This window comes from Rhodoligotrophos sp. CJ14, assembly GCF_038811545.1.
GTDB lineage: Bacteria > Pseudomonadota > Alphaproteobacteria > Rhizobiales > Im1 > Rhodoligotrophos > Rhodoligotrophos ferricapiens.
Map to the genome: position 1 here is coordinate 1,621,324 of NZ_CP133319.1, position 25,317 is coordinate 1,646,640.

Consider the following 25,317-nt stretch of genomic DNA (forward strand, 5'->3'; position numbering starts at 1 on the left):
GACTGAAAGGATGCTGTCGTGAGCGAACACATCGTCAAATCATTCGACGAAGAGATCGCCGCTTTGAACGCGCGCCTGGCCCAGATGGGTGGCCTGGCAGAGGAGCAGCTCGCTGGAGCGATCGATGCGCTGGAGCAGCGCGACGCCGATCGTGCTGCAGCGATCATCGATGCGGATCGCAAGCTCGACCAATTGGAGCGCGAGGTCGAGGAGCGCGCGATCCTGTTGATTGCCAAGCGCCAGCCCATGGCCCGCGATCTGAGGCATGTGGTGGTGGGTCTGCGCACCGCCATGGATCTCGAGCGGATCGGCGATCTCGCCAAGAATATCGCCAAGCGCTCCTTCGCCATTGGCGAGGCGCGTCCCAAGGCGGGCTATGCCGGCCTCAACAATATGGGCCGCCTCGCCCTTGAGCAGCTGAAGCTGGTCCTGGATGCCTTCATTCAGCGCGATGCCGACAAGGCGCTTGAGGTCTGGCGGTCGGACGAGCAGATCGATAGCCTCTACAATGCGCTCTTCCGCGAATTGCTGACCTATATGATGGAAGATCCACGCACGATCGGCGCCTGTACGCATCTTTTGTTTGGCGCCAAGAATATCGAGCGCATCGGCGACCACTGCACCAATATCGCGGAGAATGTCTATTACCTCGTGCACGGGCGGCTGTTGGTGGATGACCGCCCGAAGAGCGACATGACCAGCATGTTGAGCGTGAAATACGCAGCCAAGTCGACCGAGCCGGAACAGAGTTCATGAATCCCAGAGTGCTGATTGTAGAGGATGAGGAGCCATTGCAGGTCCTCCTCTCCTACAACTTCGAGGCCGAGGGCTTCGTCACCCGCAGCGCCACCAATGGCGACGAGGTCGAGGTGCTCGTTGAGGAGGACCGTCCCGATCTCATCATTCTCGATTGGATGCTGCCCGGCCTTTCCGGCATCGAGCTCTGCCGCAGGCTGCGCGCGCGCAGCGAGACGCGCGACATTCCCATCATCATGCTGACGGCGCGCGGCGAGGAGCAGGAGCGGGTTCGCGGACTGTCCACCGGGGCCGATGATTACGTGGTGAAGCCCTTCTCGGTCCCGGAGCTGATCGCACGGGCACGCAGCATCCTCCGCCGTGCCAATCCGGAGATCGTCGCGGAAATCCTGCGGGTCGGCGATTTCAGCATCGATCTGCGCACGCGCCGGGTGACCCGCGGTGGCCGGGACATCAATCTCTCGCCCACCGAGTTCAAGCTGCTCGAGCATCTCATGCGAAGCCCCGGCCGGGTCTACAGCCGCGAACAACTTTTGAACGCGGTCTGGGGACGCGACATCTATATCGACGAACGCACCGTGGATGTTCACATAGGCCGGCTGCGCAGCGTGATCAATCGTGGGCGCGAGCCCGATCCAATCCGCACTGTCCGCGGCGTCGGCTACGCCTTCAACGAGCGCTTCGCCAGCTAGGGCATTTTCGCTCTAACGGTGCATCGCCCTTATCAGCATCCACGAGAAAGCGGGATCGCAATGGCCCGCTTTCCCGTTGAGATGACGACAAGGAGCATGCAATGAACACTGCCAATCTACAGCTCGAAGGGCTCTATCTCGCTATTGCCGCCATCAACAATGCCTTGGTGGCCAAAGGCATCCTGACCCGGGAAGAACTCGACCTGGCGCTCCGCCGGGCTGAGCAGACGGCCCTTGGCGACGACCGGACGGCGGAAGATCTAAGCCCCGCCAATCGCGACGCGGTGGCCTTCCCGGCGCGCCTGCTTATCCTTGCCAACAGCGTGGGACTCGATCGGCCATTGCCGGCCTTTTCGGAGCTTGCCCGCCAGGTTGGCGAGACCAAGAAGGCCTATAACGATCAGCGCTGATGGATGAGATCGAGCGCGCTGACGCCATCGATCACGAACTGCACCGCCATGGCTGTGAGAATGAGGCCGAGCAGCCGGGTCAGTACCAGATTGCCGGTGGTTCCAAGGAACCGGGACAGCCTTTCCGCGGCAAAGAACACGGCAAGGCAGAGCCCGGCGATCAGGGCCAGGAGCAACAGGAGAAGAGGAAGGCCCAGGGCGGCACGGTCCTCTCGCGCTGCCAGCAGAATGACCGCCGTGATCGCGCCTGGGCCTGCCATGAGGGGAATTGCCAGGGGAAACGTGGCGAGGTCGTGAATCTGATCTTTCGTCACCGCCTCGCTGGCAGTGTGCTGCTTGCGCTCCGTGCGCCGCTCGAAGATCATCTCGAACGCGATCCAAAACAGCAATAAGCCCCCCGCGATGCGAAATGCGGGAAGCCCGATCTGCAGCCACTCGAGCAGCCGATGACCGGCAATGGCGAAGAAGGCGAGGATGCCGAAAGTGATGAGCGTCGCGCGCACCGCGACACGCCGTCGGTCGCTTGCCGACATGTTCGGGGTCAGGGACAAGAACACCGGCACGAGCCCGATCGGGTCGATGGTGACCACGAGGGTGGCAATTGCCGAAAGAAGGGTATGGGCATCCATCGCGGCGAGGACTTAGGCGAGGTTCAGTTGCCAGGAGACGCCATAGCGATCATTGACCCAGGTGAAGCGACGGCTGAAGCCATAATTGTCGATCGGCATTAGGATATTGCCCTGTTCCGCCAGCTGAGCGCCGATCCGGTCGAGCTCCTCCGCCGAGGAACATTCGACAAAGAGTGAGAAGGCCGGCGTGAAAGTGAACCCGTGGTTAACCGGGCTGTCGAAACACATGACCTCGAGGCCCGAGACGGAGATCAGGCCGCTTTTTATGGTTCCTTCCTTCCCCAGCTCACCCGGCCCCCACCGTTCGATCCGAATGATGGCCGAGTTCGGGAAGAGCCCGGTATAGAGCTCCATCGCGGCTTCGGCACTCCCCGCGAACATGAGGAATGGTTTGACGCTGGCAACCATCGGCATCTCCTTCTCGTCACAGCAGATTGGACCAGTTTCATGACCGCGACCTTGCCGCGGAGGCCGATTGTCGGCCCTCTTCCCGAGGAGCACCAGCCTTCTCAGAGCGTTTTGAGCGAAGTGGATACTGGTTCGCGTGAAGAAAATGCGACCAAGCAAGAACGTGAGGCGCGGTTTCGCGATTCAAAGAGCGGAAACGCTCTAAGGAATGGCCCAGACCGAATGCGCGGATTGAATGAGAGCGGCCGAACTCACCGCCAACAACACGATGATCGCAACCGCCCGATAATGCGCATTCAGCGAAGACGCAAACAGGCGCGCGCCGATCACCTGCCCGAGGACCAGCGCCGGCACCATCAAGGCTGTCAGTGAGAGGATGGGCCCCTGCACCAGGCCGGACAGGGCGGCTAACCCCACCGCAATCGAATCCGACAGGAAGAAATAGAGCATGGACGACGCCCGCCCTACCTGAGCGGCAGCCCCCGTGCCCAGGTAGAACAGAATGACCGGCGGGCCGCTCATCGCCGCGCCGCCATTGAGCAGCCCCGATACCACGCCAGTTGCAAGCACCGCGGGAACCCCGGGTCTGCCCTCCAGCCTGAACCCTGTCGCCAGCCCGAGCGTGGTCAGCAGAACCACAATGGCGATGATGAGCCGCATCAGATCCGCAGGCAGGGTTGCAAGCCCATAGACCCCGACCGGGGTCGCCACCGCCGCCCCTATCAACAGCCAGCCGACCGACCCCAGATGGGCGGAGCGCCACAACTTGGGCAGGAGCTGCAGGCTGCCCAGCACTTCCAGCATCAAAACCGTGGGCACCGCCACGACCGGATCGATGACCATCGTCAGCAGCGGAATCGAGATCAGCGCAAAGCCGAAACCCGTATAGCCGCGCATGATTGCGGTGAAGAACACGATGGCAAAGCATGCCGCCGCCTGCTCCGCGCTGAAGGACGCCAGCATTGAGGTGATTGTCATTCCAGCTTGCGATGGCCCCGCGAGAGTGATTGCGGAGCACGCCCCTCCCATACGCTTTTTATCGGACCCCGATCAGGCTACGACATTGCACTCGATTGACCTGTGGCCAACGCCCAGATCCATAGCTGAGGCGTATCCGTCTGAGAAGCCCCTCCCCCGAGCCATCGATCAAGTCCTCACCCGAGGCGCAGGACTGGGCCGCGCGTGCCGCATCAGGATGAACACGCCCGCGCCGACGATGAGAGCCATGCCCGCAACCTTGACCAGGTTCGGCGTCTCGCTGAAGAAGACATAGCCCCACAGAATGCCCCAGATGAGCGCCGTGTACTCGATGGGTGCAATGGCTCTTGGCGGTGCCACCACATAGGCGCGCGACAACAGGTAAAACCCGGCTGTCGAAATGGCACCCAGCCCGAGCATCACCCAGAATTCGTAAGCAGACGGCCAGCTCCAGGGGCTTGTCATCGAGACAAGGCTGCTTGGCGCCGCTCCGAGCAACTGACCTTCCCCGAGCCAAAATCCCAACACCCCGCTCGCCACGAGGTAGAAGAGAGTGGCACAGAGCGTCATCGTGGCGGAGGAATCCGTGCTGCCCAGCTGCCGCGTGATGATCTGGCTCGAGCCATAGGCGAACGCGGACCCCAGCGCCAACAGCGCCCCCGCGCTCAACATCCCCGCTCCTGCGCCCGCCACCAGCAGCACGCCGGCAAAGCCCACGAGCACGGCTGCCCATTGCTGCAGGCTCACCCTCTCTCCCAGCACGGGCCGTGACAGGATGGTCATGAAGATCGGCCCGGTGAAGAACAGCGCCACCGCATCCGCCAATGGCAGCAGGGCCAAGGCCATGTAATAGCTTGTATAGGAGCCGAACATCAGTACTGCCCGCAAGAGCTCCAGCCATCCGCGCTTTGTCTTGAAGCCGTCAAAGCCCTGCAGCCCGTAAACCAGGAGCAGGATCAGCGGCAAGGCGCCTAGACTACGGATGAAGACGATCTGGTGGACCGGAAAATCGCCGCTGAGCTGCTTGATGGCGATATCCTGAAAGGAAAAGATGAAGATGCCGGCCATGAGATAGGAGGCACCGAGCCCCAGCGTGGGCTCGTCGTGGCATGTGCTTGATCCTTCAATCGCGCTCATGTCGAGCGATCCCATCCTTAGTTGGCCCGGGCACGGCCTATTATCTCTCGGGGCTCGCCGGTGGAGAGAGCCTGACCAATCACCCGCCCGCATTGTGACGCTTGCCTCTCTGATGCAAGCATCCGGATGCGAAGTGGGAATGACGCCTCCCTAGCGCGAAGAATGATATCTTGAAGCGGTGAAAGGCTGCAGATCCGACCGGAGAATTGCCGAACGGGTCGAGCATGCCACCTTTGCCGAGATCTCCGCAAGCGCCTGCATATGGACATGTGGGGTTGGAACCGCCCATCCGGTGATCAGTTATTTAAAGTGACGTCCAAGACAGACCGGAGGCGCCATGACAGACCGACAGACGACCCGCGCAACTCAGCTGAAGAGCTGCCGGCGAGGCATATCGGCGGAACAAGCCATATCCTTTTTGGATGGATTGCTGGCTTCACGCTTTCCCCATACTGCCGCTCATTTAGCCGGTAAATCCCGACGTGAGGCCCCCTCGAACGCGAGCCCCTTCGAGGCAAAATCGGCAGAATGTCTATAATCTCTGCTATTGCTGGATTACCTCCAAACCCGCCTGAAGCTTATCCTCCATGAGCGTTTGACGACACTGGGCGCCAGCTGGCAAAACCCCTATCGGCGGGTTGCCGCGGCATGAGGGGGATCGCTTGAGTATCGGACTGCTTGGGCTTCTGGACGACGTCGCTGGCATCGCCAAGGTTGCTGCCGCCTCCATCGATGATGTGGCGGGCATGGCTGCCAAAGCAGGCCTCAAGGCGACTGGCGCCGTGATTGACGATGCCGCCGTTACGCCCAGCTATGTCCGGGGCTTCACGGCTGAGCGCGAATTGCCCATCGTCGCGCGGATCGCTAAGGGCTCGCTCAAGAACAAGCTCATCTTTCTCCTGCCCGCCGCGCTGTTTCTGAGCTTCGTTCTGCCGTGGCTCATCATGCCTCTCCTCATGATCGGCGGCGCCTATCTCTGCTACGAAGGAGCTGAGAAAGTCTATCACGCCCTGTTCCCCCACCACGCCGCCGAGCACGAAACACAGCTCGGCTCGGTTGCGATCAATCCGAAATCCCTTGAGGACGAGAAGGTGGCGAGCGCCATCAAGACCGATTTCATTCTATCGGCGGAAATCATGACCATCGCGCTCGCGGAGATCCCTCCAGGCAACTTCGCCCTGCAAGCCGCCGTGCTGGTCCTGGTCGCCTTTGGCATCACCGTGGGAGTCTATGGAGTGGTCGCCCTCATCGTGAAGGCGGATGACTTTGGCGTGCGCCTGGCCTCCAACACGAATGAAGGACTAGCTCCGGGCGTCTTACGATCCCTTGGCAGGGGACTGGTCAAGGCCATGCCGGGCTTCATGACGCTGCTTGGCATCGTGGGCACGGCGGCCATGATCTGGGTCGGCGGTGGTATCATCGTTCATGGTCTTGAGGAATTCGGCTTTAGTACGCTCGGCCACATGATCCATGACGCCGCGCATGCTGCGGCATCCTTCTTGCCTCCCCTAGGGCCGGTGCTGAACTGGGCGACCGAATCCGCCGCCTATGGCATTGTCGGTCTCGTGATCGGCACGCTCCTCATCCCCATTGCCTCCTATCTCATCTCACCGGTTTGGCAGGGATTGAAGAGCCTGGGGCGCCAGGCGGCATAGGCATTCTCTGGGCATCCAGCCCCCGACCTCAGGACCTGGAACCGATTATAGCAGACCTGCATTAACTTCGGGCCAACCATGAGGCCGAGGAATGTCGAGGCAAAATCCAAAGACGGAACAAAATTCGAACACCGAGAAGGATCCAGACGATTGGGTCAGCGGCGAAGAGCCGATGACCGGAGCGCAGGCATCCTATTTGAAGACCCTTTCCGAGCAGGCTCATGAACCGAAAGCCTACGAGGATGGGCTCACCAAGGCAGAAGCCTCCAAACGCATCGACGCGCTCAAGTCCAAGTTAGGGCTATAGGGCAGTATGGCAGGCGCGTACAGGACGGCCGCAAGAACCGCATCGAGAGCGCCTCCGACACCTTGTCAGGCCTCTCCCGTCTTCTTGTCGAGCAGATCGCGAACCCTGGCCGCCAGCTCCGATTGCGTGACCGGCTTCTGCAGCAGCTCCACCCCCGGATCGAGCCTTCCGTGATGCACCACCGCATTGCGGGAATAGCCGGTCATGTAGAGCACCGGCAACTCTGGCCGTAGCTCCTGGGCGCGCGCCGCCAGTTGTCGGCCATTGATGCCGGGCATCACCACATCCGTGAGCAACAGATCGATGCGGCGAGAGGTTTCCTCAAGAATCGGCAGCGCCGTTACCCCATCAATAGCCGTCAGCACTTGATAGCCAAGCTCGCGAAGCACTTCGCAAAGATAATCCCTAAGATCACTGTCGTCCTCGACCACTAGGATCACTTCGCCCTGCTCACCCTGCCCGAGCACTTCAGAGACTGGCTGCTCCTCCACATCTGATGTGCTTGCATAACGCGGCAGGTAAATCTTGACGGTCGTGCCGTGGCCGACCTCGCTGTAGATTTTGACATTGCCGGCCGATTGCTTGACGAACCCATAGACCTGGCTCAAACCAAGGCCGGTGCCGTGGCCGATCTCCTTGGTTGTGAAGAAGGGCTCGAAGGCGCGACTCATGACCTCGGGCGACATGCCGACGCCCGTATCGCTGACGCAGATCACCACATATTGCCCCGGGGCGACCTCCGGGTTGCGCATGCAATAATGCTCATCCGCAAAGATATTGGCTGCCTCGATGGTCACCTTGCCTCCACCGGGCATGGCATCTCGCGCATTGATCGCCAGGTTGACCAGGGCAGTCTCGAGATGATTGGGATCGGCCTCGATACGCCACAGGCCCGCTGAGCCCACCATTTCCACCTGAATGGTCTCGCCCAGAGAACGCTGCAGGAAATCCGCAACACCCGTCAAAAACCGGTTCACGTCAAGCGGCTTGGGATTGAGCGGCTGCCTTCGGGAGAACGCAAGCAAGCGGCTGGTCAATGCCGCTGCCCTCTGCGCGCCGCGCACCGCATTGGCAATCGAACGCTCGAGATTGGGATTGACCGGGGGCGTGCTTCTCGCATGGCGCTGAGCGGTTTCAAGGTTACCCAGCACGATCATCAACAGGTTGTTGAAATCATGAGCGATGCCACCCGTGAGCTGGCCGATCGCCTCCATTTTCTGTGAAGCGGCGAGTTGTTCCTGCGCTTCTCGCAGCGCCCGCTGCGCCTCCTCGCGCTCGGTCATGTCTCGCGTGATCTTGGCAAAGCCGATGAGCTCTCCACTTTCGTCACGCACGGCATCGATCACGCCGAGCGCCCAAAACCGAGTGCCGTCCTTGCGCACACGCCAGCCCTCGGCTTCGAACCGGCCCTCTCGGCGGGCGGTCTGCAGAGCCCGTTCCGGAACGCCCCGCGCGCGATCCTCGGGCGTGAAGAAGGTCGCATAGGGCTTGCCGATGATCTCGGCCGGCTCATAGCCCTTCAACCGGCGCGCACCGGTGTTCCAGCTGACCACGAGACCGTCGATGCTGATTGTGTAGATGGCGTAATCAATGACGCCTTCGATGAGCAGTTGCAGCCGGCGGGCATCGTCGAGTTCTTCAATGCGCTTAACGACCATCTTCTCTCCTGCCTCGGCCGAACGCAGACGTGCCAGCAAGGCCCATGGAGGCTATGATGACAAGTCCATTCTGCCAGGTGCGGGTCCCCGCCTGGCCAAAAATGCTGGCCCGAGCCGGTAACCGTGCAGCGGGGCAACGGTTCCGGCCTATTCTCGATGGCAACACGGCGATGTCGATATGATGCACTATGATGTGCTTGCCCCCGCAGCAACCGCGAGAGCTGATACCCCCTAGGCCCTATGCGCCGGCCAGGTGGTTCGGAGCGACGACTCAGGATTTCTGCCGGCTGCTGAAAGTACAGCGCAGGCGGGCCTCTGCTAGGTGGCTGGGCCGGTTAATGCTTAATCCCGATGCAATGAACCGATCACGCCTGCGAAAGCGTGTAGGAAGGACGCGGGTCTCGGAACAACTGACCCCGAGTGCTGTTGAACGTAACATCACCGGCACTCACCCGACCCCAGAGGTCAGCGTCGCCAGCCGGTTGTGAGTATTTCGCGCCAATCAGTCCGGTTGGGCGAAGGAGAAACGTGGCCAAGCAAAGACGCGAGAGCGGATTTGCGGTTCAGAGAAGAACGACCACTCTAACAGTCCTGCAAGGAGGCTCAGATGGCTGACGATCCCTCAAAACGCGGCGCCCAGGACCGCAGCCGGTTGTCTGGCGATCAGGAGCACGAGGTGAGGTATTTTGCCGAGCAGCACGGCTTGTCGATGGAAGAGGCGCGTGCCGTAATGGACAAGGTCGGCAATGACCGCTCGAAGCTTGACAGTGCCATCGAGGAAATCACCGCACGCCAGGGGCCGTGACCACCACAAAGGCTGACCGTCACCCGAAAGCTGATGACCAGGACATCAGAGCCGGCCGCTGCAATCTGCTGCACAGGCCGCCGTGCAATGCTGCCGGCGGCTGGCGACACGGTAACTTTGGGTTCTGACGAGAGCACCGCCAGCCAAACCCGCCTCTTCCGCATTCACCTTCGTCTCATTATGGCACAGCCGCTCGCCCGGCGGCAGAGGTCGACAGACCGCAACGCTGCGCAGCATCATGATTTATAGCAGCACCATGATTTAAGAGAGCAGGTTGGTTCCCCTCCCAACCCATGAGAGTGACATATCTGTCATTCCACCATTCTCAGTCCGGGCGCTCGATCACTCGGTCCTCAAGGCAAAGAGGAGGATTGCGACAGAGCCGCCTCGGCAGTTCGCAGGCGGAGATAGCGGCGACTGTTGCGCGTGCTCGGTGTTCTCCTCCGCGGCTTGCTTAGAGATCGCCTGCGGGAACGTGAGCGTGAGATACGGCAGCACAGCTCGAGCATCACCCGCAATTCACGGCAAATCATTTCCATATTCGGCAAGGCCGCTGCCCCGGTTTCGGGGCATGACCTTCCCTCTCCTAAGTCTCCGTGTTTCTGAATGACCCAGTTTGCGGCCGCGAATGCGTCTCCATCCGGAAAAACCCGGAAAACGATATGCTCCCATAGCTCCCGGTCGGCCGTATGGTCTTTCTGTGCGTCCCTTTCAGCTTTCGCAGTCCAGAACGCTTGCGCAGTGCCCCCCACTCATGCCCCCCCGTCTCATGGTTTTCAGACCTCCCCCAAGAAATCTTTCAATTTCTTAGCAACATCATTGGAGACCAACTCGGCTTAACTGTCAAATACTGTGACACAGTCCGAATATGATGAATAATGATGGACAGACGGGAGATTTCGATCATCACCTTTCCTCCGTAGGAATACCTTTATTGACTATCTCTGGAATGGGCCGCATCCCACGCCAGTTTTGCATCTCTCCACTGAATGTTTTTAAGACGAAACTGCGCTTGTCGGAATTTGACCTGTGGATATTCTGTGAGTCATGGGCATGGTTAATAGCTGACGCTCCAGCCGTCGCCCCGGCGCGAGATAAATCAATTTGGCACAGCGGGAGCATGATGCCCGCGCCGCGTCGACACGACCCTAGCCCGGTAAGATCACCAATTTTCAGCGCGGGTTTACTTTTATCGCGACTGAGAAAAGCAAGGAAACGCCAACAAGATCTCCGACGCGGACGAAACCATCGAAAACGATCATGGGGTTTTTCTTCACATGTGGCGCGATTTTTGCGCCAGAGTTACGGTCGTTTCCGAAACGGCACAGTCCCGTAGATCGGCCAGCTGCGCGTGAGTGCTCGACCCGCTCATGCGCAGGGGAGGCTGGCTGGTCGTGGGGGCGGCCTGGCCTCTCCCGCTTTTGGCCAGGCCGCCGCTCCTCTGGCGACTTTAAGTCGGCTGAAGCCGCACGCGCGCAAGCGGCGGAAAGACGAGGGCCAGTGCGACGGCCCCCAGCGCCACGGCAAATGAGCCGATGAACAGCCAAGCGTAATTGCCGAAGGCATCGAATACCAGGCCGCCCGCCAGCGGGCCAAACGCCATGCCTATGCTTGACAGCATCGTTGCCGCCCCGAACACGGTGCCCATCATCTCCTGGCCGAAATATTCCCGGGCGAGCACCGCATAAAGGGGCATCACACCGCCATAGGCGGTACCGAAGATGATCGCGAGCATATAAAATTCAGCAAGCTGACGGACGAAGAGATACCCTCCGATCGCCAGCGCCTGCACCAGCAGGCCCGCAATGAGCACCGGCTTGACCCCAAGCCTGTCGGCCGTGACCCCGAGGAGGAGACGGCCGCCCAGGCCCGCGAGCCCCTCGACACTATAGATGCTGACGGCTGCCATCGGTCCCACTCCACAAACGATTGCATAGCTGACCATGTGGAAAATCGGCCCGGAATGCGCCGCACAACAGGCGAAGAAGGTGAAGCCGAGAACCAGAAATTGCGGCGAGCGCAGCGCGGCACCCACTGAAAGCTGAGGATGTTCGCCCACCCCGCTCTTACCGCCCGATGACGGCGTTGGCGCCCGGCGCACGAGCATTGCGGCAGGGACGAGCAAGGCCCAGGCGACAATGCCGATGATGAACATCGCTGGTCGCCATTCATAGGTCGAGATCAGCCAGCGAGCGAGCGGCGAGATCGTCATGGGCGCCACGCCCATTCCCGCCGAGACAAGCGAGACCGCCAGGCTGCGGTTTGTCTCGAACCAGGCGGTCACGGCGGAGATCATAGGCGCGAAGAATGCGCTCGCGGAAAGCCCGACGAGAATGCCATAAGTGAGCTGAAATTCAACGAGGCTCTGCGCATTGCTCGCCAGAACCAGCGCCAATCCGAGCAGAACGGCCCCCGCCAGCACCACGATCCGCGTTCCGAAGCGGTCACTCGCCATGCCCCATCCGAATGAGCCGGCGCCCATGACCAGGAAATTGAGGGTCATGGCGCTCGAGATTCCGGCGCGCGACCAGCGCGTATCGGCGGCAATCGGGTCAAGGAATACGGCCAGCGAGAACATCGCGCCGACAGCCACACAGCCCATGAGCGCGCCGAGGCCCACAATGACCCAACGATATGACTGGTCCATGCTCAGCATCCCATTTCAGATGTAGGTTGATATCAACTTATATGTGGGACTGTCAACACCTCCGCGTACCGCCGAACCTCAGCTTCGCGACGGTGACCGCCACATCCTTGCTACAGATTGGTCTTCATTCTAGAGCATTTTCGAGCGAAGTGGATCTGGTTCGCGTGAAGAAACGACCCAGCAAGAACTTGAGACGCGGTTTCGCGATCAAAGAAAAGCGGAAACCTGGCCCTACATCGACGCTGCTGGTTTGAGATCCTGGCGCGGTATTTCAGAAGCGGATGAAGGAAGATGGGAGTATCGACATTGCGGTTATGCGCTGCACTCGCTCTTCTGCCCCTGTTTGCCCTGGGTGCCGATGCGAAGACGATTGAGAGCGCCTATACCGATCTCGATCTCGAGCGGGACTGTACGGTCCTGTCCAGTGCGGAAAGCAACGGCGAAGACGGCGATTGGCGAAACCTCGTTTGCTCCGGCTACAAGGGATATCCTGTTTTCGTCTATTACGGCGATTCACGGGAATCCCTATTCTATGGCTTCCCGCCGGCCGGCGCCGAGCCGCGCTGGGAGTCCTTTTCCCGTTTCAACCACACGGGTGGCAAGATCGAATGGCGCATCGAGCGGCAGAATGACCGCGAGATCCCCTTTGCCACCATCCACCGTTGGTTCGTGGCCGATAGCTGGAACCCCGTAAAGCCGGTGGAGGTCCTGGTGATCGAAAAGGTGGGACAGGTAGACCGCGGACAGGGCTGTGCCGTCGGCTATGTCGTGGCGACAGAGAACAGGGCTGCCAACGCCGAGGCTCGACGCATCGCTGACGAAAAGGCTCGGACGTTTAGATGCGGTATCGACCAGCCCGCGATCGGCACCGGCATTGTGCCTTTGCCAGAAATCGCTCAACGCTGATCATAGTCCTGAAAGTGGGTACCGCTTCCCGTGGTCCCTGGCCTGAGACAGAGCCGCGCTTCGGCCAGCCTCGCTGAATTGTTTTATGTGTTTTTCGTCCGGAAAGATATGGATTGAGCAGCCAATCGAGCGCAAACACGTACAGCGCAAACGATTCGGAGGCCTTCGCCGTGGAACGCTACTATCTGGTTGCCATCGTGACTCTGCTTTGCGGCCTTCTCCTTTTCGGCATGGCGCTTACCGTCGCGAGGACGCATTCCAAAACGGGAATATTGGCTCCAGCAATGACTGGTCACCCGCTGCTGGAGCAAGCAGTTCGGGCGCACTCGAATACGCTTGAATGGCTGCCAATCTTCCTTCCAGCCATGTGGCTTTTCGCGATCTACTGGAGCGCGACCTGGGCCGCTGGCCTCGGCTTTCTCTGGCTCATTGGCCGCATAATCTATTTCGTCGGCTATCTCTCCGGTCCGACGAAGAGGTATCCTGGCTTCTTGATCCAGACCATAGCAGCCTTGGCCCTGCTGCTCGGCGCACTCGGAAGGATCATCTACCTCGCCGCGGTGTAGGCGGCATTCACCCCGCGACAGACTTGGCAGCCTGCTTCAACGCGGCGGGCTGCGATGCATCGACATTCCGATACCTGGCCTCGAGGCAGCTATAGGCGCCAAACGCCAGGAGACCGATCGCGGCAACAGCATAGAGCGCCGTTCCGAAGGGCAATTGATGCACCCAATCCAGCGCTTCGGTGAGCCCACCGGCTTGGTCGGCCTGAACGGTGAACGCCGCATACAGAAAAAAGCCCCCAATGATGGCAATCAGCAGTCCCCGAGCCGAGAGACCAAACCCACACACGAAGTTCAGAATGGTGCTGTGCTCGGCAGGAAGCCGCACGCGCTTGCGATACTGCCCCTTCACTCCACGCCAGACCTGGGCACAGCCGGCCCCGACCACCGCCAGTCCGACGATGCCAAGCAGCCATTTTCCAAAAGGCTGCTCGAGCAGCCAGCTTGCGAAACCGGTCTCGCCGCTGGCCCCGCCACCGGAACCTGCTCCGATCGCGAGCCGCGCCGCCAAAAGCGCAAGAGCTGTATTCGTGAGCCCCGCAGCCAGGTTTCCCAGCCTGACCACATAGCCCTTGAAGTCCTTATCGTGATGATCCGCGTTGAGAACGGCTTGGGCAAGCCGCCAAAGAACGTGGCCGAACAGGCCTAGTGCAATGGCCGCGAGCAACACACGGCCGAACGGCTGGCCGAGGATCGTCGAGAACGCGCCTTCTGAGCTGGGCGTCTGTCCCATCCCCCAGAACACGGAGGACAGCGCGATCGCGCCCAAAAGGAAATAGACGACACCCCGAGCGAGATACCCATATCGGGCCAACGTCTCAAACTTGTTTCGCATCGTCGGTCTCCAGCCCCGAGCAGAGAACGGCTGATGCCGCCCCCGCGTTCCGGGCGCTGCGACATCTGGATCCGACATGAGAGCCATGGTTGATGGTGCGTCTGACGCGGGCTGCCGTCTCTCGGCCGTAAGCTTGCCCCGATATCGCTGGTGCCGTCTGAGGCGTTCAGGTCTACTGTTTCTGAAGCCGTGATGGTCGACGTTCAGCGGCTCGGTCATCAGGGAAGGCATGATGGAGTAGAGATCATGACCATCGACGAGATTGCCGGCGTGAGAATTCCCGACAGCGCATTGGCGCGGGAGGTGACGCAGTTCATTCGCGATACAGAGAGCGACCTTCTGTTTCAGCACTCCACCCGCGTCTATTTTTGGGGCGCCTTGGCTGGAAAGCGCCGGGACCTGACCTTCGATCCAGAACTTCTCTACACCGCAGCCATGTTCCATGACGTCGGTCTGACAGCGGGCTTCGGGGAAAGCCAAGTCCGCTTCGAGGTCGATGGCGCGAACGCCGCCCGCGATTTCCTGCGAAGCCACAGCATTTCCGAAACCGATATTGAGAGGGTCTGGCTTGCGATTGCACTGCACACGACGCCGGGGATTTCCCCGCACATGCATCCGATCGTCGCGCTGACGGCCGAAGGAGTAATGATGGATCTGGTGGGCCTCGGCTATGACGAGTTCACCGAGGCGCAGCGCAACGCCATCGAATCGGCTTGTCCTCATCCACCCGGCTTTGCGGAAGACCTCCTGCAAGCCCTCTACGACGGGCTTAAGCATCGGCCTGATACCACCCAGGGCACCGGGCTTGCCGATGTCATGGCGGATAAGGACCCCAATTTCCACCGACGGGACTTTTGCCGCCTGATGCGAAATTCCCGGTGGACTTCTGGCAGCTGATTGACGGTGAGCAGGACTGGTACAATGGACCAGTGACTCCTACGCAAATCGCCCTTCGCAGGCTCCTAAGTCACTGATTTTATCAGCTTGATGGTGGGCGGTACTGGGATCGAACCAGTGACCCCTACGATGTCAACGTATCGGCCATACCGGAAACTGGCGGAAATCCTAGACTTCTCGATTCCTCCACATACCAATTTCCGGCATGATGTTCTCTCCTCGTTCACGGTTCCTGGTTCAGCTGAACCAAAGATAACTACGTTAGACGACCTCCCCCGAGGTCCGGCATGACCGCCGAACCTCCCCACGCACCCCTATGGCTCCGGCTCTGTTCCACGCCCCTTGTGTGGCTTGGCGTGGCCCTGCTCGGCTGGACGCTGATCTTCCTCCTCCTCTGGTTCCTCTGGCCCGCAATATCGGAGATGTGGCCATGACGCGGGAACATCGAACGCCGTGCCTCGGCTGCAAATTTGCCAAATGGAAGCAGACCAAATGCGGGCGATTGCACCCGTCCGGTGATGGGCGCTGCACCTGGACCATGCCCGAGATCGTGCTGCCCATCTCCATGTACTTTTTTGGCGCTGGCAGCAACAGCCCGCGCCCAAGCGGCGGATGGATAAGCCGACACGAGACGCCCAAGCATCCAACCTGCCCGCAGTTTCAGCCCGGGGAAGAGCCATGACCGACGAACACGCCTGCAAGTGCCAGGAGCCGAGTGCCGAGGATTTCGAGCGGCGCATCCGCGATCTTGAGGCGGCATTGCGTCCATTCGCAGATGCCGTGTTCAATGACAACGGCGACGTTACGTTTGAGACGAGCCGCATCGGTGATGACGATTATTGGCGCGCCTATCGCGTCATGTATCGCAAACCCATCCGCGAGGCCGCAGAGCGCCGGAAGCCCGACGCAGACGAGCACCCGCACGAGGTCATCCACATTTACGAAGGTGACGGCGCGCTTATTGTCCGCGAGGGCACGCTCAACATGGACCTGATAGGTGTTCGTCATCCCGCCTTGGTCGCGGGGTTCAACTCAGTCCAGCCGGACGCGGGACGGGAGGCGGCGATTGAGGCGGCTGCGCGGGATTTTGCTGAGCGTCATGGGTTGGATCATCCGACACAGCACACGCTAGAAAACGTCCGGTTCGTTATCACCGCCTATGAGGCTCACCGGGGCGGCGGGGCGGTGCGGGTGAAGCCGCTGGAGTGGGCAAAGTCAGAAATCACCGCGTGGAATGGCGACTGGCACACCGTGCCCACGGCTTACACGGTGCGATGCGCTGACGAAAACGGGTGGAAATGGCGCGGGTTCGGGGATTACGGCTACGAGCGCTCGCCCGAAGACGCCAAAGTAGCAGCCCAGGCGGACTATGAGCGCCGCATCCTCTCAGCAATCGAGGGCGGCGGGGCGGTGGCTGAGCCGATGGAAACGGCCGGCCCCTACGAGGCGCGCATCTGCAAGGGCATCCCCGCGGACTGCTGTGACTATGGTGTTATTTCGCTGAGCGAGGGACAGGAGGTCTGTCGAGTTTGGCGAGAGCAGGACGCGCGAGCCATTGCCGCTGCCCTCTCAGCAATCGAGGGCGGCGGGGCGGTGCGCTATCGCCACAAAAGGCGCGGCACCGACTACGAATTAATCGGATACGGCAACATGCAGTCGAAGCATTGGCGGGATCCGGCTACCCCTGCGGACAACTGCCTTCATGGAACCTCCGTCAATCTGCGCGAGGTCGCCATCTACCGTAGCGTCGATGAGGGCGCACTATGGGTACGTCCGAGGGAGGAGTTCGAGGACGGTCGCTTCGAGGAGGTTAAGTCATGACGGCGTGGCGACTTGTTCCGGTCGATCCGACCGAGGAAATGCTGGACGCAGTTCGCCATATGATGATGTGGCTGAGAGGCGGTAGGCCGACAGAAAGAGAGCTGATTGCGCACTGTAGAGGCTTGGGCATCGAACCGCCAGCCGACTGTCGAGACATAGACCACGTTCCACCAAAGGACGTGGCGGCTTGGTGGGTTTATCAGACGATGATCGCAGCCGCCCCACAACCACCAGCGGCGCAGGAGCCGGTGGCATTTCAGCAAGAGGTTGATCGCTGGCTGATCGCCTGTTTCGGTGAGACTATCGCCAGGGACAAGGTGGAGCGGAACCATCGGTTTCTGGAAGAGGCGCTCGAACTGGTGCAGTCGGGCGGCTGTACCAAAAGCGAAGCGCACCAGTTGGTTGACTATGTCTTTGGGAGACCCGTAGGCGACATGAGCCAGGAAGTCGGTGGCGTCATGAACACGCTCGCCGCACTCTGCCTTTCCTATGGCCTGGATATGGATCAATGCGGCGCGGCCGAGATGGCCCGCGTCTGGGCAAAAGTTGAGCAGATCCGAGAGAAGCAGCGCAACAAGCCAAAGCATTCACCGCTGCCTCAGCACCCCGCCCCAGCCGATGACCGGGTGCGGGAGCAGATCCGGCGCGAGGTGTTGGAGGAGGTCCTGGAAGCCCTCCGAGCAAAGCGTGACCATGCGGCAAAGCAAATTGAGGTCTTCAAGGAGAAATTGGCAGGTCGATCCAGCCCCAGGCGACGCCAAACGGCGTCGGACTGCATTCGCAACGCGCGGTACCGCCATCGATACTATGACAAAGCGATGGCTGTCGTTCGCGCCCTCGCCAATGGAGGCAAGTGATGAGCCGTACCGCTGATGATCTCATTTACGTTCCGCCCCCAGCTAAGCACCAGACAGTCAGGCGGGTTTATGTTTTGCCGCGCGACCTCGTTAAGCAGATCCATGATTATGGATATGCCAATGGGCATCAAAGTGAAGTGTCAGCGGTCCGTGAGCTTCTAGAGAAAGCGTTGGTCGGCTTCGCCCTCGCCGGTAAGGAGGAGGGGTGATGGACGATACATCCTTCAACGGCAGCCTAAGGCGACTGGTCCAAACCAAGCTAAGGTGTCCCCGGTGCAAGTCGCGCGATTTGCGGCTTCATGAGCAAGTCAATTGCACCACCACGTTCATAGTGATGGGCGGGCAGTTCGATCGCAATGAAGGCTGGAATGAGCCAGGGTCGATCGAAGGTGTATGGTCTGAATGTTCAAGATGCGGGCACGGTTGGCGAGTTCGGGGTGCGGATCAGATTGATGATTGCATTACCGGAGCGCTATCATGACTGACCTTGCAGAGATCGAGCGGCTGAAGCAGCGGTTGCGGGCCGGATATCACCCTCTATCCGAGAGCGATGAGTTCGCAGACGATGCGGCCCTTATCGATGCCGCCGACGCCCTCGCCATCCTCCTCCGTCGCATTGCCGAGATGGAGGCCGAGCGCACCATAGCCAATGCCGTTATCGATTAGCGGACGGAGATGATGAAGGGTTCGACCCTCTTCTGTTCCACGTCAAACCGATTGCGACCGGTCTCGTTGAGGTGCCGGCCATAGATGTGGAACGACAACGTCACCTCATCCGTCTCGTTGATCACACTGTGAATGTCTTTCGGCGTGACGGTAATGATGTCACCGCGTCCTAGCGAAACCCGGCCGTCCTCGCGCAATTCCGCCTGACCCGGCTTACTCTGATCGTCGGTACGAAGCCAGTTTATGTTCGTCTCTACCCCCTTCACGCCACATACAACGCCCCAGGTGCCATGGTCATGCGGCGGAGCACCGCGTCGAGGAAGCCAGCTCACGACAAAGATCGCGAGCGTCCTATCCGGCTCTGCATGCAGCAGATAAGAACCGAACCCCTGGTCGGCCGGTGGCGACAGGAAGGTATCCCTCATCCAAGATCCTTCCAGTGCTGCATGTCGAACCGGCTCCATCAGTCGAGAAACAATCCGCTCGGAGCAGGTCTCAGCCGAGACGGCAGCACGCATCTCTTGAAGAAGCGTGTCTATTGCGGGAGAGTTGTTCATGGCAATCGCCCTTACTATTCTGGCGCGGGTCCGACAGAGCTGCCTAATTTTTCCACTGTGACAACACCAGCTCAGAATGAGAAGCCTTAGCTTCGCACGGGGAATGCCCAAAGCGGCTCTTTGTTACCCGGAATCAACGCACGTGTGGAGTTGGTCCCATAAGCCGCGCCGAGACGGCTAGATTAGCGTTCCTGGATGTCGTCTCGCTCAACGACCCCTCAGGGGGGGTATGATACCCGCTGGGTTGCACTCACGGGATCGAAGTCGTAGACACTTGCTCGGCGGAATTTTTGTTGGTCGCCCCTTGACTGACATTCCCACCACCAATCCGCCATGCGGTCCTGCTGGCATCCCCCAGCAGGACCGCGCTTCTCGTTAAAAAATCGTTGTAGCCGACTGAAGCTCACAGTAGATGAACCATGGGCGGTTTTTGTTGGCAGCCCCCAACTTTAAGCACCGCCCAAGCGGCCCTGTTCAGGGGGAGCAGGGCCGCATACTGTTCTTGCCCCCCAGAGTGTTGGCCTCTATATTGGTCGTGGTGCTGTTACCTGCTACCGCACGGCACTCCACGGAACCTCGGCCCTCTCCCTCTGAGGCCGAGGTTCCTAATGCTGTTCTTGATTACCGTCAGCCTGGTAGGCATACTCCAATAGGCAATCGGCCTTTTCCTAGACAGCTTGATTGATTCTGCCCTGGTCCAGCTGGGACCCGCTGGGAGTAGATCCGCCGCTTCAGAAAGCCGCCCCGCCTCGGTCGCATGTGGCGGGACTTTTTCTGCGCTCGTTCAGGTCCTAGTTCTTTCACTTCATAGTTCGCTTGACGCGAACGTAATGGGAACTTATTGATGCCGTAGTAGATGTCAGACACGATCGGATCACGTGCGTGCAAGACTACACAGGATCAACACGGACCTTCAATGAATGATCCAATCGAAATCACCGTTAAAGAATTGCGTGAAATTGAGATCTCCTTGATGAATGGACGGAGCGCCTTGATGAGTGTCAGCTCGCACTGGCCCTCTGATGAGTGGAAACATCAACTGAAATTGATTGAGAGGGCACTCAGGCTGGTGGCCCGTAAGCTGGCACAAGCCGAGTGATAGTGATCGGCAACAGCGCAGTGTTGTGCCAGGGCCTCTCCGCGTACACGACTATCATCGTTTCCTGATGTCGAGTGGAACGAACTTGCCCCGCTCCAAGCGGGACTCTTCTTATCCGAACGCAGCCGGCTGAGCACTCAGCTCGGCCTCGCGATGGCAACCTCACCGTCAGCGGCGAATTTCGTGGTCGCCTAACGGCGGCCACCTGAGCGTTTGGCCGAAGCACATATGAGATCGGATTCATGTTGATCCGAGTAACACTTCCAACACAACTTGTCTGTCGCCAAGGTGAGCTCATTCTGTATTGCATCCTTCACCGCGCCAGATAGCCACATGGTACCGTCTCTCTTCGGTAGGGAACAGACGTACTCGTAAACCCGCGCCTCTGCGCGTCTGTCCCCTGTTCTGATCGCGACTTCTGGATGAGTCGGGCAGAATTCGATAGCTCCGGCCAGAATCAGTGCCTCCCGAACAATAAATTCCAGGTCATCGATGTATCGCCGCATCGAAGTCGCTCCCCCTGCTGAGCTTTTTTAAATGGGCCTGTTGGAAAGGAAATTCAGAATATGCCCATCGAGTTGCTTGCGTAATCCGAATTGTTTGCGAGGCTTAATGCTTTGCTTTTGGCAGCCCCAGTTAGCCCATTGGTTACCATGGTTCATCCGCAAGCCGGTCGCGGACCAGCTCGAGCCAGGATGTCTCAGGTCCGCATCGGCGCCTCACATTGGGCTTGCTGATTGGGATCGAAAAGGTGATTGTCCGCAGGCGGATGATATATGAGGAGCGAATTGAACTTTGAGCGAAAGAGGAAAGTTGCCAGCATCGTGCGTGACGGCAAAAGAGCTCGTCTCACTTGAAATAGATGACGACACGAGCCACGCACTGGTTCGGTTGAGAGACGAGAGCGGCGAGCACTTTGACCTGAGGCTGCAGTGGGCGGTTGCAATGCCGCTGCTGACTGGCCTCATGGATTGGTATAAAACGCGCGCCGGAATATGGGGCAATTCGAGCGAAGATGTGGATTAGGTCCAATCGTATTGGAGGAATGTTTTGTTCGGCCAGCATTCCGTACCCAGCAGATTGGGAACCGTGCCAGCCAAAATGATTTTAGGTGGTCAGCGCTAAGGCGCAGGATCGTGGTGGCAATTGGTGATACGTTGAGGGGGTCTATGCGGGGAAAAACATTTAGTGTTGGCGACGTGGTCAAATTGACCGGCTCAAACTATCTTCTCTTGGACCCCAACGAGGCATTTCAGGTCGTCGCCTTGAAACAGCGCTCGGAACTCTTTGGTCAGCAATATCAGATCAAGAGCTTGGTGGACGGTCACTACCGAGTGATGGCCGGAGACCAAATCGAGCCGGCCGATGGCGGAGAAACCTAAGCTCCTTTCAAATGGAGCTCGGTTCAGAGCCCGTCGCGCGACAAGAACTGACAACTCCTGAAGAGGATAGGCTCCTGCAGATCACCGTCTAGCGGCCGAGTGCCTCCATATCGTCCACGTCGACGACGATCGTGTCCTGCTTGTTGCCCTGCTGGAAGGGCGATTTGTGCGGTTGAGCCGGGAAGTTGACGCCGGTTATCTAGGTGGCTTGAACGCCTCCAGGGTCGCCACGGCCTTTTCAGTGGCTAGCATTAACGTTTCCTAGATTCGAGACTGCACTTCCTGCCTAAGGAGCTGGGCCGCACGCAAGCTTTCTTCGGCCTGCAAAAGGTCAGTCACCACAGCGGTTGCCAACTCGATTGATGGAATTGGAACGCGGATATCCGCAATCGTTGCCCATTTCACTCTGGTACGTCCTGCACCGCTCGCTCGAATAAGGAACTCGGAACGTATCTCTGGTGACCGCAGCAGTGCCCACACGACTCGGGGATCATAGCCATCCCGGGTGCGGAATGCCGTGAACTCCGTTGTGACGACCATACCATCCAGTTCTTCAGGAACAACGCAGATAGACCCGTTAACCGCGTTGATATGCGAGATGACGATTTGGTCGGAGTGGACCCGGATCAGGTTTGGAACAGACTTCTGCTCACCGAGTAGGATTGTCTCTCCCTCGCGCGCAAACCCGTCATAGCCGACAACTAAGTAAGTTACCTCTTCATCAGGAGATGAAGCGTCGATACGGTCCTCCACCGTAGGTACGACTGGTTCCATGATATTTCGAAGAAGCTCAGTCTGGATGCCGTCCCTAGTCCATTGCGGTAGCATGCGCCCGGTCGGCTCGTAAGATTTCGCATCAAGACGGTCATCGAGCGCGGAGGCTGGGATCAGGTATGTGTCGTCTACGGCGCGACACTCGATAAAATTATTGTAAAGGTTCGCGACGGTTTGGATTTCTTCTTGTGCTTTGCCCCTATTGACCGCGTCGATGGGAAGCGTCCGCTGCCTCTTTGGATCGTCAATCCCCACATACCGGCACGCGTATTTGAACACGGGCCCCTGCTCCTGCTTGAAGTCGGGGTTCCGCTTCTCCAGGACTATAAAGGACGTCTTTACGCGAGCTTGCGAACGCTGGAAGGCATCACCTGGCAGGGATACAACGGCACGGATGAGGAATTTCTTTCGAATATAGGCACGGAACTCCTGATAGCTGCTCCCGCTGAGGATTCCGTCATCGAGATGGATACAGGACGCCCGCCCACCTTGAGGACATCATGGTAGCGCTCGAAGAACATCAGGCTCGACTTCAGCTTTTCTTCGCCGTTGGCTAGTTCGTAGTCCTCAAGGATGGTCGCCTCTCGTTTTGTCTTTCTTTCATACACCTTTGCGAACGGCGGATTGGTAACGACAACGTCCGCGAACCCCTGAGGGTGGTGGTTGAGGTGCTCGCGGAGCTGAGCGACCTCGGCCCGAATTTCAGCGCTGGCATGGGAGGGGTCCGAGACCTTCTTGTCGAGGAAATCAGCTTCGTAGATTGAGCTTCCGCCGTCCCCATGAAGATACATGTTCATTCGAGCCAGCCGCGCGAGGTTTGGCTCCTGCGCAATGTCGACGCCGAAAATCGCTTCCTCAGCGACCTTTCTCCGTAACGCTTGCTTCTCAGTAGCCGAAAGGGTGGGATTGCTGTCAACCTTTGCCCACATCTCTGCGAGTACGTCGATTAAGAAACCCCCCGTACCGCAACAGCCATCCAGGACAACATCGAACCGTCGCTTACTGACCTGCGGGTTGGCGAGAAGCGTTCCCAATTTGGCGACGCTCCTCGGCGTGAAAAACTGACCGAGGTCCTTGCCTCGCATCGTGGCAGACAAGAACGTTTCGAATAGGCGTCCATTAAGATCAGCGTCAATCCCAAAAAGGTAAACGTGCTCAAGCTTCTTTACGACCTCTTTAATCGTCCCGGCATGCAAGCTTATGCGAGAACCTTCGCGAAAGATGCGTTTCTTCCGATTGTTGCGAATTTCGTTCTCCAGCTCCGCTAAGAGTGACCGAAACTGCACGCTGTCCAACGGATTTGGATCATCCTCTTCACGGGCTTCAATCCATGCGGTGGAGAACTTGACCGTTTCCCGCGGAACCTCAAAGTCGTCCTGATGGATTAACGGGCCGAAGCGGTCACGGATTTGCCGATCAGACAGAAGCTTTAGGAATATTAGCTTAACGAACTCCTCAAACCCGGCTGCTTGGCTGAGGTTGTCCTTCCTGTAGATGTGCTGATGGCACCAAGTGAAAATCGCGTTGATCTCCTCGAGCCGGAGCCTCCTGAACATGTGCGCTTGGTTGCCTGCCATCGCAGGCACTACGACCGCCGTTGGTTTCAAAAGTGCCTTTAGCTTCTCGAACTTGCCGTTGCCATCCACGCATTCATTGAATTCAACAGTTACACGCGGGTCTCCCTGATCGATAGCGAAAACAGCTGTCATCATGCCGTTCGTCAGGACGAAGAACTTGACAGGATTCTCGTCAGAGTACCGGCGATTGAGCGTGGCGCAGTACGAGACGCACTGGCCGACCCAAGACATGATGTTTTCGTTAGGCCCTTTGGCATCGATGATTACGCGAGGCTTACCGGCAACGTTCAGAATATAGTCAGGCGCGTAGCGGGTTTTCTTTGAGCCCAGCGCGATCTCGACCGGCTTGATCGACTGCTTGTGCGAAATGTCTGCATCTTGGTAGCCAATATCGCGAATCAGGCGACTCGCGAAAAGGTCCTCCACGGAAGCTTCGTTAGTTAAGAGGCGAGATTCCGTGAACTTGTTCTTCATGGTGCATTTCTCTGGACGCGGACAATGGCGATACGCGTCGCCCCCATCCGGTTAAGAACGAGTTCACAAACTGACAGAGCCGAGCTGTCCCGGCCAGTGGTAAGGATCGGACTGGATCACGGCCTGGGGGAGATTTCGTGACGCACGAAGACCCCATCGCGCTCGCGGCAGGGCTCTTTGCGCAGGTCGCGGCCGTCCACGAATAGGAGGTCGAACACGTAGAGCTGCGCGGCAGAGGCGGCCTTATTGCCGCTGGCTAGGGCAGATTGAAGCAGGCTAAAGTCCGAGACGCCGCGGGGGTCGAGGATGCATGCTTCGCCGTCCAGAATGGCGGTCTTAGCCTTCAGGCTGCGCACTGCCTGGGCAATGCCGGGAAAGTGCTCGGTCCAGTCGAAGCCGTTGCGGGTCTGGAGCCTGATCGAGCTGCCATCCTTGAAGCAGATAAGCCGGTAGCCATCCCATTTGATTTCATGCTGCCACTGCTCGCCTTGAGGTGGCCGAGGAACCAGCGTCGGTAAACAGGGTTGTATCCGCGACGGGAGTGCGACCGCTGGTGTCTTGTTGCCCACTCAAGTCTCCCCAGCCCAGGTTGGACCCCGTCACCATAGCCAGGGATCGATGAAGAGTCTCCTTCCGAAAATCCGAAGACGGAACAATTGGCTAGCGCCCAAGTTTGAACAATGGCGACGGGCGCTCAGGGCGCGTTAACATCCGCTGCTCCGGGTGAGCCGAGTGCCCGTCGCACCCACTTCGGCTGCCACGAGGGCCAAGATGACAGACGATCCCAAAAACGTGACGCCCGTGACCGCGATCAAGTAGCCGGAGAT

24 protein-coding genes and 1 pseudogene are annotated in these 25,317 nt (G+C 59.2%); 15 read left to right on the forward strand and 10 right to left on the reverse strand.

The features are described from left to right. The first annotated feature begins 18 nt into the window (after positions 1-18). From phoU to RCF49_RS07445, 3 genes are all read left to right on the forward strand, one after another. A complete protein-coding gene (gene phoU / locus RCF49_RS07435; RefSeq protein WP_342643397.1) occupies positions 19-756 on the forward strand; it encodes a phosphate signaling complex protein PhoU in 738 nt (245 codons plus the stop codon). Further along, on the forward strand, positions 753-1,448 hold the full coding sequence (gene phoB / locus RCF49_RS07440) for a phosphate regulon transcriptional regulator PhoB (RefSeq protein ID WP_342643398.1): 696 nt from the start codon (positions 753-755) through the stop codon (positions 1,446-1,448). Before phoU ends, phoB begins: the two co-directional genes overlap by 4 nt. Before the next feature lie 101 nt (positions 1,449-1,549). Continuing rightward, positions 1,550-1,858, forward strand: a complete 309-nt coding sequence (locus RCF49_RS07445) for a hypothetical protein (protein WP_342643399.1) — start codon at positions 1,550-1,552, stop codon at positions 1,856-1,858. On the opposite strand, the gene RCF49_RS07450 is transcribed toward RCF49_RS07445, so the two are convergent. From RCF49_RS07450 to RCF49_RS07465, 4 genes are all read right to left on the reverse strand, one after another. Beyond that, a complete protein-coding gene (locus RCF49_RS07450; protein ID WP_342643400.1) occupies positions 1,849-2,487 on the reverse strand; it encodes a MarC family protein in 639 nt (212 codons plus the stop codon). The two genes, RCF49_RS07445 and RCF49_RS07450, sit on opposite strands and share 10 nt — an antisense overlap. 12 nt (positions 2,488-2,499) lie before the next feature. After that, positions 2,500-2,895, reverse strand: a complete 396-nt coding sequence (locus RCF49_RS07455) for a VOC family protein (RefSeq protein ID WP_342643401.1) — start codon at positions 2,893-2,895, stop codon at positions 2,500-2,502. Between the two features lie 201 nt (positions 2,896-3,096). After that, complete coding sequence (locus RCF49_RS07460) at positions 3,097-3,873, reverse strand: sulfite exporter TauE/SafE family protein (protein ID WP_342643402.1); 777 nt, start codon at positions 3,871-3,873, stop codon at positions 3,097-3,099. A gap of 168 nt (positions 3,874-4,041) precedes the next feature. Next, positions 4,042-5,010: a DMT family transporter gene (locus RCF49_RS07465; protein ID WP_342643403.1), complete on the reverse strand. Its 969-nt coding sequence runs from the start codon at positions 5,008-5,010 to the stop codon at positions 4,042-4,044. A gap of 662 nt (positions 5,011-5,672) precedes the next feature. On the opposite strand from RCF49_RS07465, the gene RCF49_RS07470 reads away from it, so the two are divergent. Together RCF49_RS07470 and RCF49_RS07475 are read left to right on the forward strand one after the other, a co-directional pair. Beyond that, entirely contained in the window at positions 5,673-6,665 is a 993-nt protein-coding gene (locus RCF49_RS07470; protein WP_342643404.1) for a DUF808 domain-containing protein, read from the forward strand. A 91-nt stretch (positions 6,666-6,756) separates the two neighbouring features. Continuing rightward, the gene (locus tag RCF49_RS07475; RefSeq protein ID WP_342643405.1) at positions 6,757-6,972 is read left to right on the forward strand and encodes a DUF3072 domain-containing protein; all 216 of its coding nucleotides are present in this window, start codon (positions 6,757-6,759) and stop codon (positions 6,970-6,972) included. A 65-nt stretch (positions 6,973-7,037) separates the two neighbouring features. Here the strand turns inward: RCF49_RS07475 and RCF49_RS07480 are convergent, their stop codons facing one another. After that, positions 7,038-8,630, reverse strand: a complete 1,593-nt coding sequence (locus RCF49_RS07480) for a PAS domain S-box protein (protein WP_342643406.1) — start codon at positions 8,628-8,630, stop codon at positions 7,038-7,040. 607 nt (positions 8,631-9,237) lie between these two features. Here RCF49_RS07480 and RCF49_RS07485 point away from each other — a divergent pair. Next, a complete protein-coding gene (locus tag RCF49_RS07485; protein ID WP_342643407.1) occupies positions 9,238-9,435 on the forward strand; it encodes a DUF3606 domain-containing protein in 198 nt (65 codons plus the stop codon). Between the two features lie 1,450 nt (positions 9,436-10,885). Here the strand turns inward: RCF49_RS07485 and RCF49_RS07490 are convergent. Next, positions 10,886-12,082 carry an MFS transporter gene (locus RCF49_RS07490; protein WP_342643408.1) on the reverse strand — a complete coding sequence of 399 codons (1,197 nt, stop codon included), beginning with the start codon at positions 12,080-12,082 and terminating at the stop codon, positions 10,886-10,888. A gap of 291 nt (positions 12,083-12,373) precedes the next feature. On the opposite strand from RCF49_RS07490, the gene RCF49_RS07495 reads away from it, so the two are divergent. Together RCF49_RS07495 and RCF49_RS07500 are read left to right on the forward strand one after the other, a co-directional pair. After that, entirely contained in the window at positions 12,374-12,988 is a 615-nt protein-coding gene (locus RCF49_RS07495) for a hypothetical protein (RefSeq protein ID WP_342643409.1), read from the forward strand. 170 nt (positions 12,989-13,158) lie between these two features. Then, a complete protein-coding gene (locus RCF49_RS07500; protein WP_342643410.1) occupies positions 13,159-13,554 on the forward strand; it encodes an MAPEG family protein in 396 nt (131 codons plus the stop codon). Positions 13,555-13,561: 7 nt separating this feature from the next. Here the strand turns inward: RCF49_RS07500 and RCF49_RS07505 are convergent, their stop codons facing one another. After that, positions 13,562-14,386, reverse strand: coding sequence for a DUF1206 domain-containing protein (locus RCF49_RS07505; protein WP_342643411.1), 825 nt, complete (start codon positions 14,384-14,386; stop codon positions 13,562-13,564). Between the two features lie 246 nt (positions 14,387-14,632). Here RCF49_RS07505 and RCF49_RS07510 point away from each other — a divergent pair, with 246 nt between their 5' ends. The 5 genes from RCF49_RS07510 (at position 14,633) to RCF49_RS07530 (ending at position 18,627) form a co-directional block, all read left to right on the forward strand. Continuing rightward, positions 14,633-15,283 carry an HD domain-containing protein gene (locus RCF49_RS07510; protein WP_342643412.1) on the forward strand — a complete coding sequence of 217 codons (651 nt, stop codon included), beginning with the start codon at positions 14,633-14,635 and terminating at the stop codon, positions 15,281-15,283. Between the two features lie 678 nt (positions 15,284-15,961). After that, on the forward strand, positions 15,962-17,104 hold the full coding sequence (locus RCF49_RS07515) for a hypothetical protein (protein ID WP_342643413.1): 1,143 nt from the start codon (positions 15,962-15,964) through the stop codon (positions 17,102-17,104). A gap of 59 nt (positions 17,105-17,163) precedes the next feature. After that, positions 17,164-17,961 (forward strand): hypothetical protein, encoded by a 798-nt coding sequence (locus tag RCF49_RS07520; RefSeq protein WP_342643414.1) that lies wholly within the window; start codon positions 17,164-17,166, stop codon positions 17,959-17,961. Then, a complete protein-coding gene (locus tag RCF49_RS07525; RefSeq protein ID WP_342643415.1) occupies positions 17,961-18,170 on the forward strand; it encodes a hypothetical protein in 210 nt (69 codons plus the stop codon). Before RCF49_RS07520 ends, RCF49_RS07525 begins: the two co-directional genes overlap by 1 nt. 268 nt (positions 18,171-18,438) lie before the next feature. Beyond that, positions 18,439-18,627 carry a hypothetical protein gene (locus RCF49_RS07530; RefSeq protein WP_342643416.1) on the forward strand — a complete coding sequence of 63 codons (189 nt, stop codon included), beginning with the start codon at positions 18,439-18,441 and terminating at the stop codon, positions 18,625-18,627. Here the strand turns inward: RCF49_RS07530 and RCF49_RS07535 are convergent. Continuing rightward, entirely contained in the window at positions 18,624-19,052 is a 429-nt protein-coding gene (locus tag RCF49_RS07535; RefSeq protein WP_342643417.1) for a cysteine dioxygenase family protein, read from the reverse strand. The two genes, RCF49_RS07530 and RCF49_RS07535, sit on opposite strands and share 4 nt — an antisense overlap. A gap of 1,048 nt (positions 19,053-20,100) precedes the next feature. Between RCF49_RS07535 and RCF49_RS07540 the strand changes: the two genes are divergently transcribed. Continuing rightward, positions 20,101-20,283 (forward strand): hypothetical protein, encoded by a 183-nt coding sequence (locus RCF49_RS07540; RefSeq protein WP_342643418.1) that lies wholly within the window; start codon positions 20,101-20,103, stop codon positions 20,281-20,283. 1,169 nt (positions 20,284-21,452) lie between these two features. Continuing rightward, positions 21,453-21,665 carry a hypothetical protein gene (locus RCF49_RS07545; protein ID WP_342643419.1) on the forward strand — a complete coding sequence of 71 codons (213 nt, stop codon included), beginning with the start codon at positions 21,453-21,455 and terminating at the stop codon, positions 21,663-21,665. A gap of 261 nt (positions 21,666-21,926) precedes the next feature. Here the strand turns inward: RCF49_RS07545 and RCF49_RS07555 are convergent. Beyond that, positions 21,927-24,490, reverse strand: a pseudogene (locus RCF49_RS07555) (N-6 DNA methylase). A 116-nt stretch (positions 24,491-24,606) separates the two neighbouring features. After that, positions 24,607-25,059 (reverse strand): hypothetical protein, encoded by a 453-nt coding sequence (locus tag RCF49_RS07560; protein WP_342643421.1) that lies wholly within the window; start codon positions 25,057-25,059, stop codon positions 24,607-24,609. Positions 25,060-25,317: the final 258 nt, after the last annotated feature.

What these genes read in the sequence shown, in the direction of transcription:
- RCF49_RS07475 (WP_342643405.1), top strand. Translation starts at nt 6,757, where the DNA reads ATGTCGAGGCAAAATCCAAAGACGGAACAAAATTCGAACACCGAGAAG.
- RCF49_RS07505 (WP_342643411.1), bottom strand. Translation starts at nt 14,386, where the DNA reads ATGCGAAACAAGTTTGAGACGTTGGCCCGATATGGGTATCTCGCTCGG.
- RCF49_RS07450 (WP_342643400.1), bottom strand. Translation starts at nt 2,487, where the DNA reads ATGGATGCCCATACCCTTCTTTCGGCAATTGCCACCCTCGTGGTCACC.
- RCF49_RS07495 (WP_342643409.1), top strand. Translation starts at nt 12,374, where the DNA reads ATGGGAGTATCGACATTGCGGTTATGCGCTGCACTCGCTCTTCTGCCC.
- RCF49_RS07490 (WP_342643408.1), bottom strand. Translation starts at nt 12,082, where the DNA reads ATGGACCAGTCATATCGTTGGGTCATTGTGGGCCTCGGCGCGCTCATG.
- RCF49_RS07510 (WP_342643412.1), top strand. Translation starts at nt 14,633, where the DNA reads ATGACCATCGACGAGATTGCCGGCGTGAGAATTCCCGACAGCGCATTG.
- RCF49_RS07515 (WP_342643413.1), top strand. Translation starts at nt 15,962, where the DNA reads ATGACCGACGAACACGCCTGCAAGTGCCAGGAGCCGAGTGCCGAGGAT.
- RCF49_RS07455 (WP_342643401.1), bottom strand. Translation starts at nt 2,895, where the DNA reads ATGGTTGCCAGCGTCAAACCATTCCTCATGTTCGCGGGGAGTGCCGAA.
- phoB (WP_342643398.1), top strand. Translation starts at nt 753, where the DNA reads ATGAATCCCAGAGTGCTGATTGTAGAGGATGAGGAGCCATTGCAGGTC.
- RCF49_RS07445 (WP_342643399.1), top strand. Translation starts at nt 1,550, where the DNA reads ATGAACACTGCCAATCTACAGCTCGAAGGGCTCTATCTCGCTATTGCC.
- RCF49_RS07525 (WP_342643415.1), top strand. Translation starts at nt 17,961, where the DNA reads ATGAGCCGTACCGCTGATGATCTCATTTACGTTCCGCCCCCAGCTAAG.
- RCF49_RS07465 (WP_342643403.1), bottom strand. Translation starts at nt 5,010, where the DNA reads ATGAGCGCGATTGAAGGATCAAGCACATGCCACGACGAGCCCACGCTG.
- RCF49_RS07540 (WP_342643418.1), top strand. Translation starts at nt 20,101, where the DNA reads ATGAATGATCCAATCGAAATCACCGTTAAAGAATTGCGTGAAATTGAG.
- RCF49_RS07520 (WP_342643414.1), top strand. Translation starts at nt 17,164, where the DNA reads ATGATGATGTGGCTGAGAGGCGGTAGGCCGACAGAAAGAGAGCTGATT.
- RCF49_RS07545 (WP_342643419.1), top strand. Translation starts at nt 21,453, where the DNA reads ATGCGGGGAAAAACATTTAGTGTTGGCGACGTGGTCAAATTGACCGGC.
- RCF49_RS07485 (WP_342643407.1), top strand. Translation starts at nt 9,238, where the DNA reads ATGGCTGACGATCCCTCAAAACGCGGCGCCCAGGACCGCAGCCGGTTG.
- RCF49_RS07535 (WP_342643417.1), bottom strand. Translation starts at nt 19,052, where the DNA reads ATGAGGGATACCTTCCTGTCGCCACCGGCCGACCAGGGGTTCGGTTCT.
- RCF49_RS07460 (WP_342643402.1), bottom strand. Translation starts at nt 3,873, where the DNA reads ATGACAATCACCTCAATGCTGGCGTCCTTCAGCGCGGAGCAGGCGGCG.
- RCF49_RS07530 (WP_342643416.1), top strand. Translation starts at nt 18,439, where the DNA reads ATGACTGACCTTGCAGAGATCGAGCGGCTGAAGCAGCGGTTGCGGGCC.
- RCF49_RS07480 (WP_342643406.1), bottom strand. Translation starts at nt 8,630, where the DNA reads ATGGTCGTTAAGCGCATTGAAGAACTCGACGATGCCCGCCGGCTGCAA.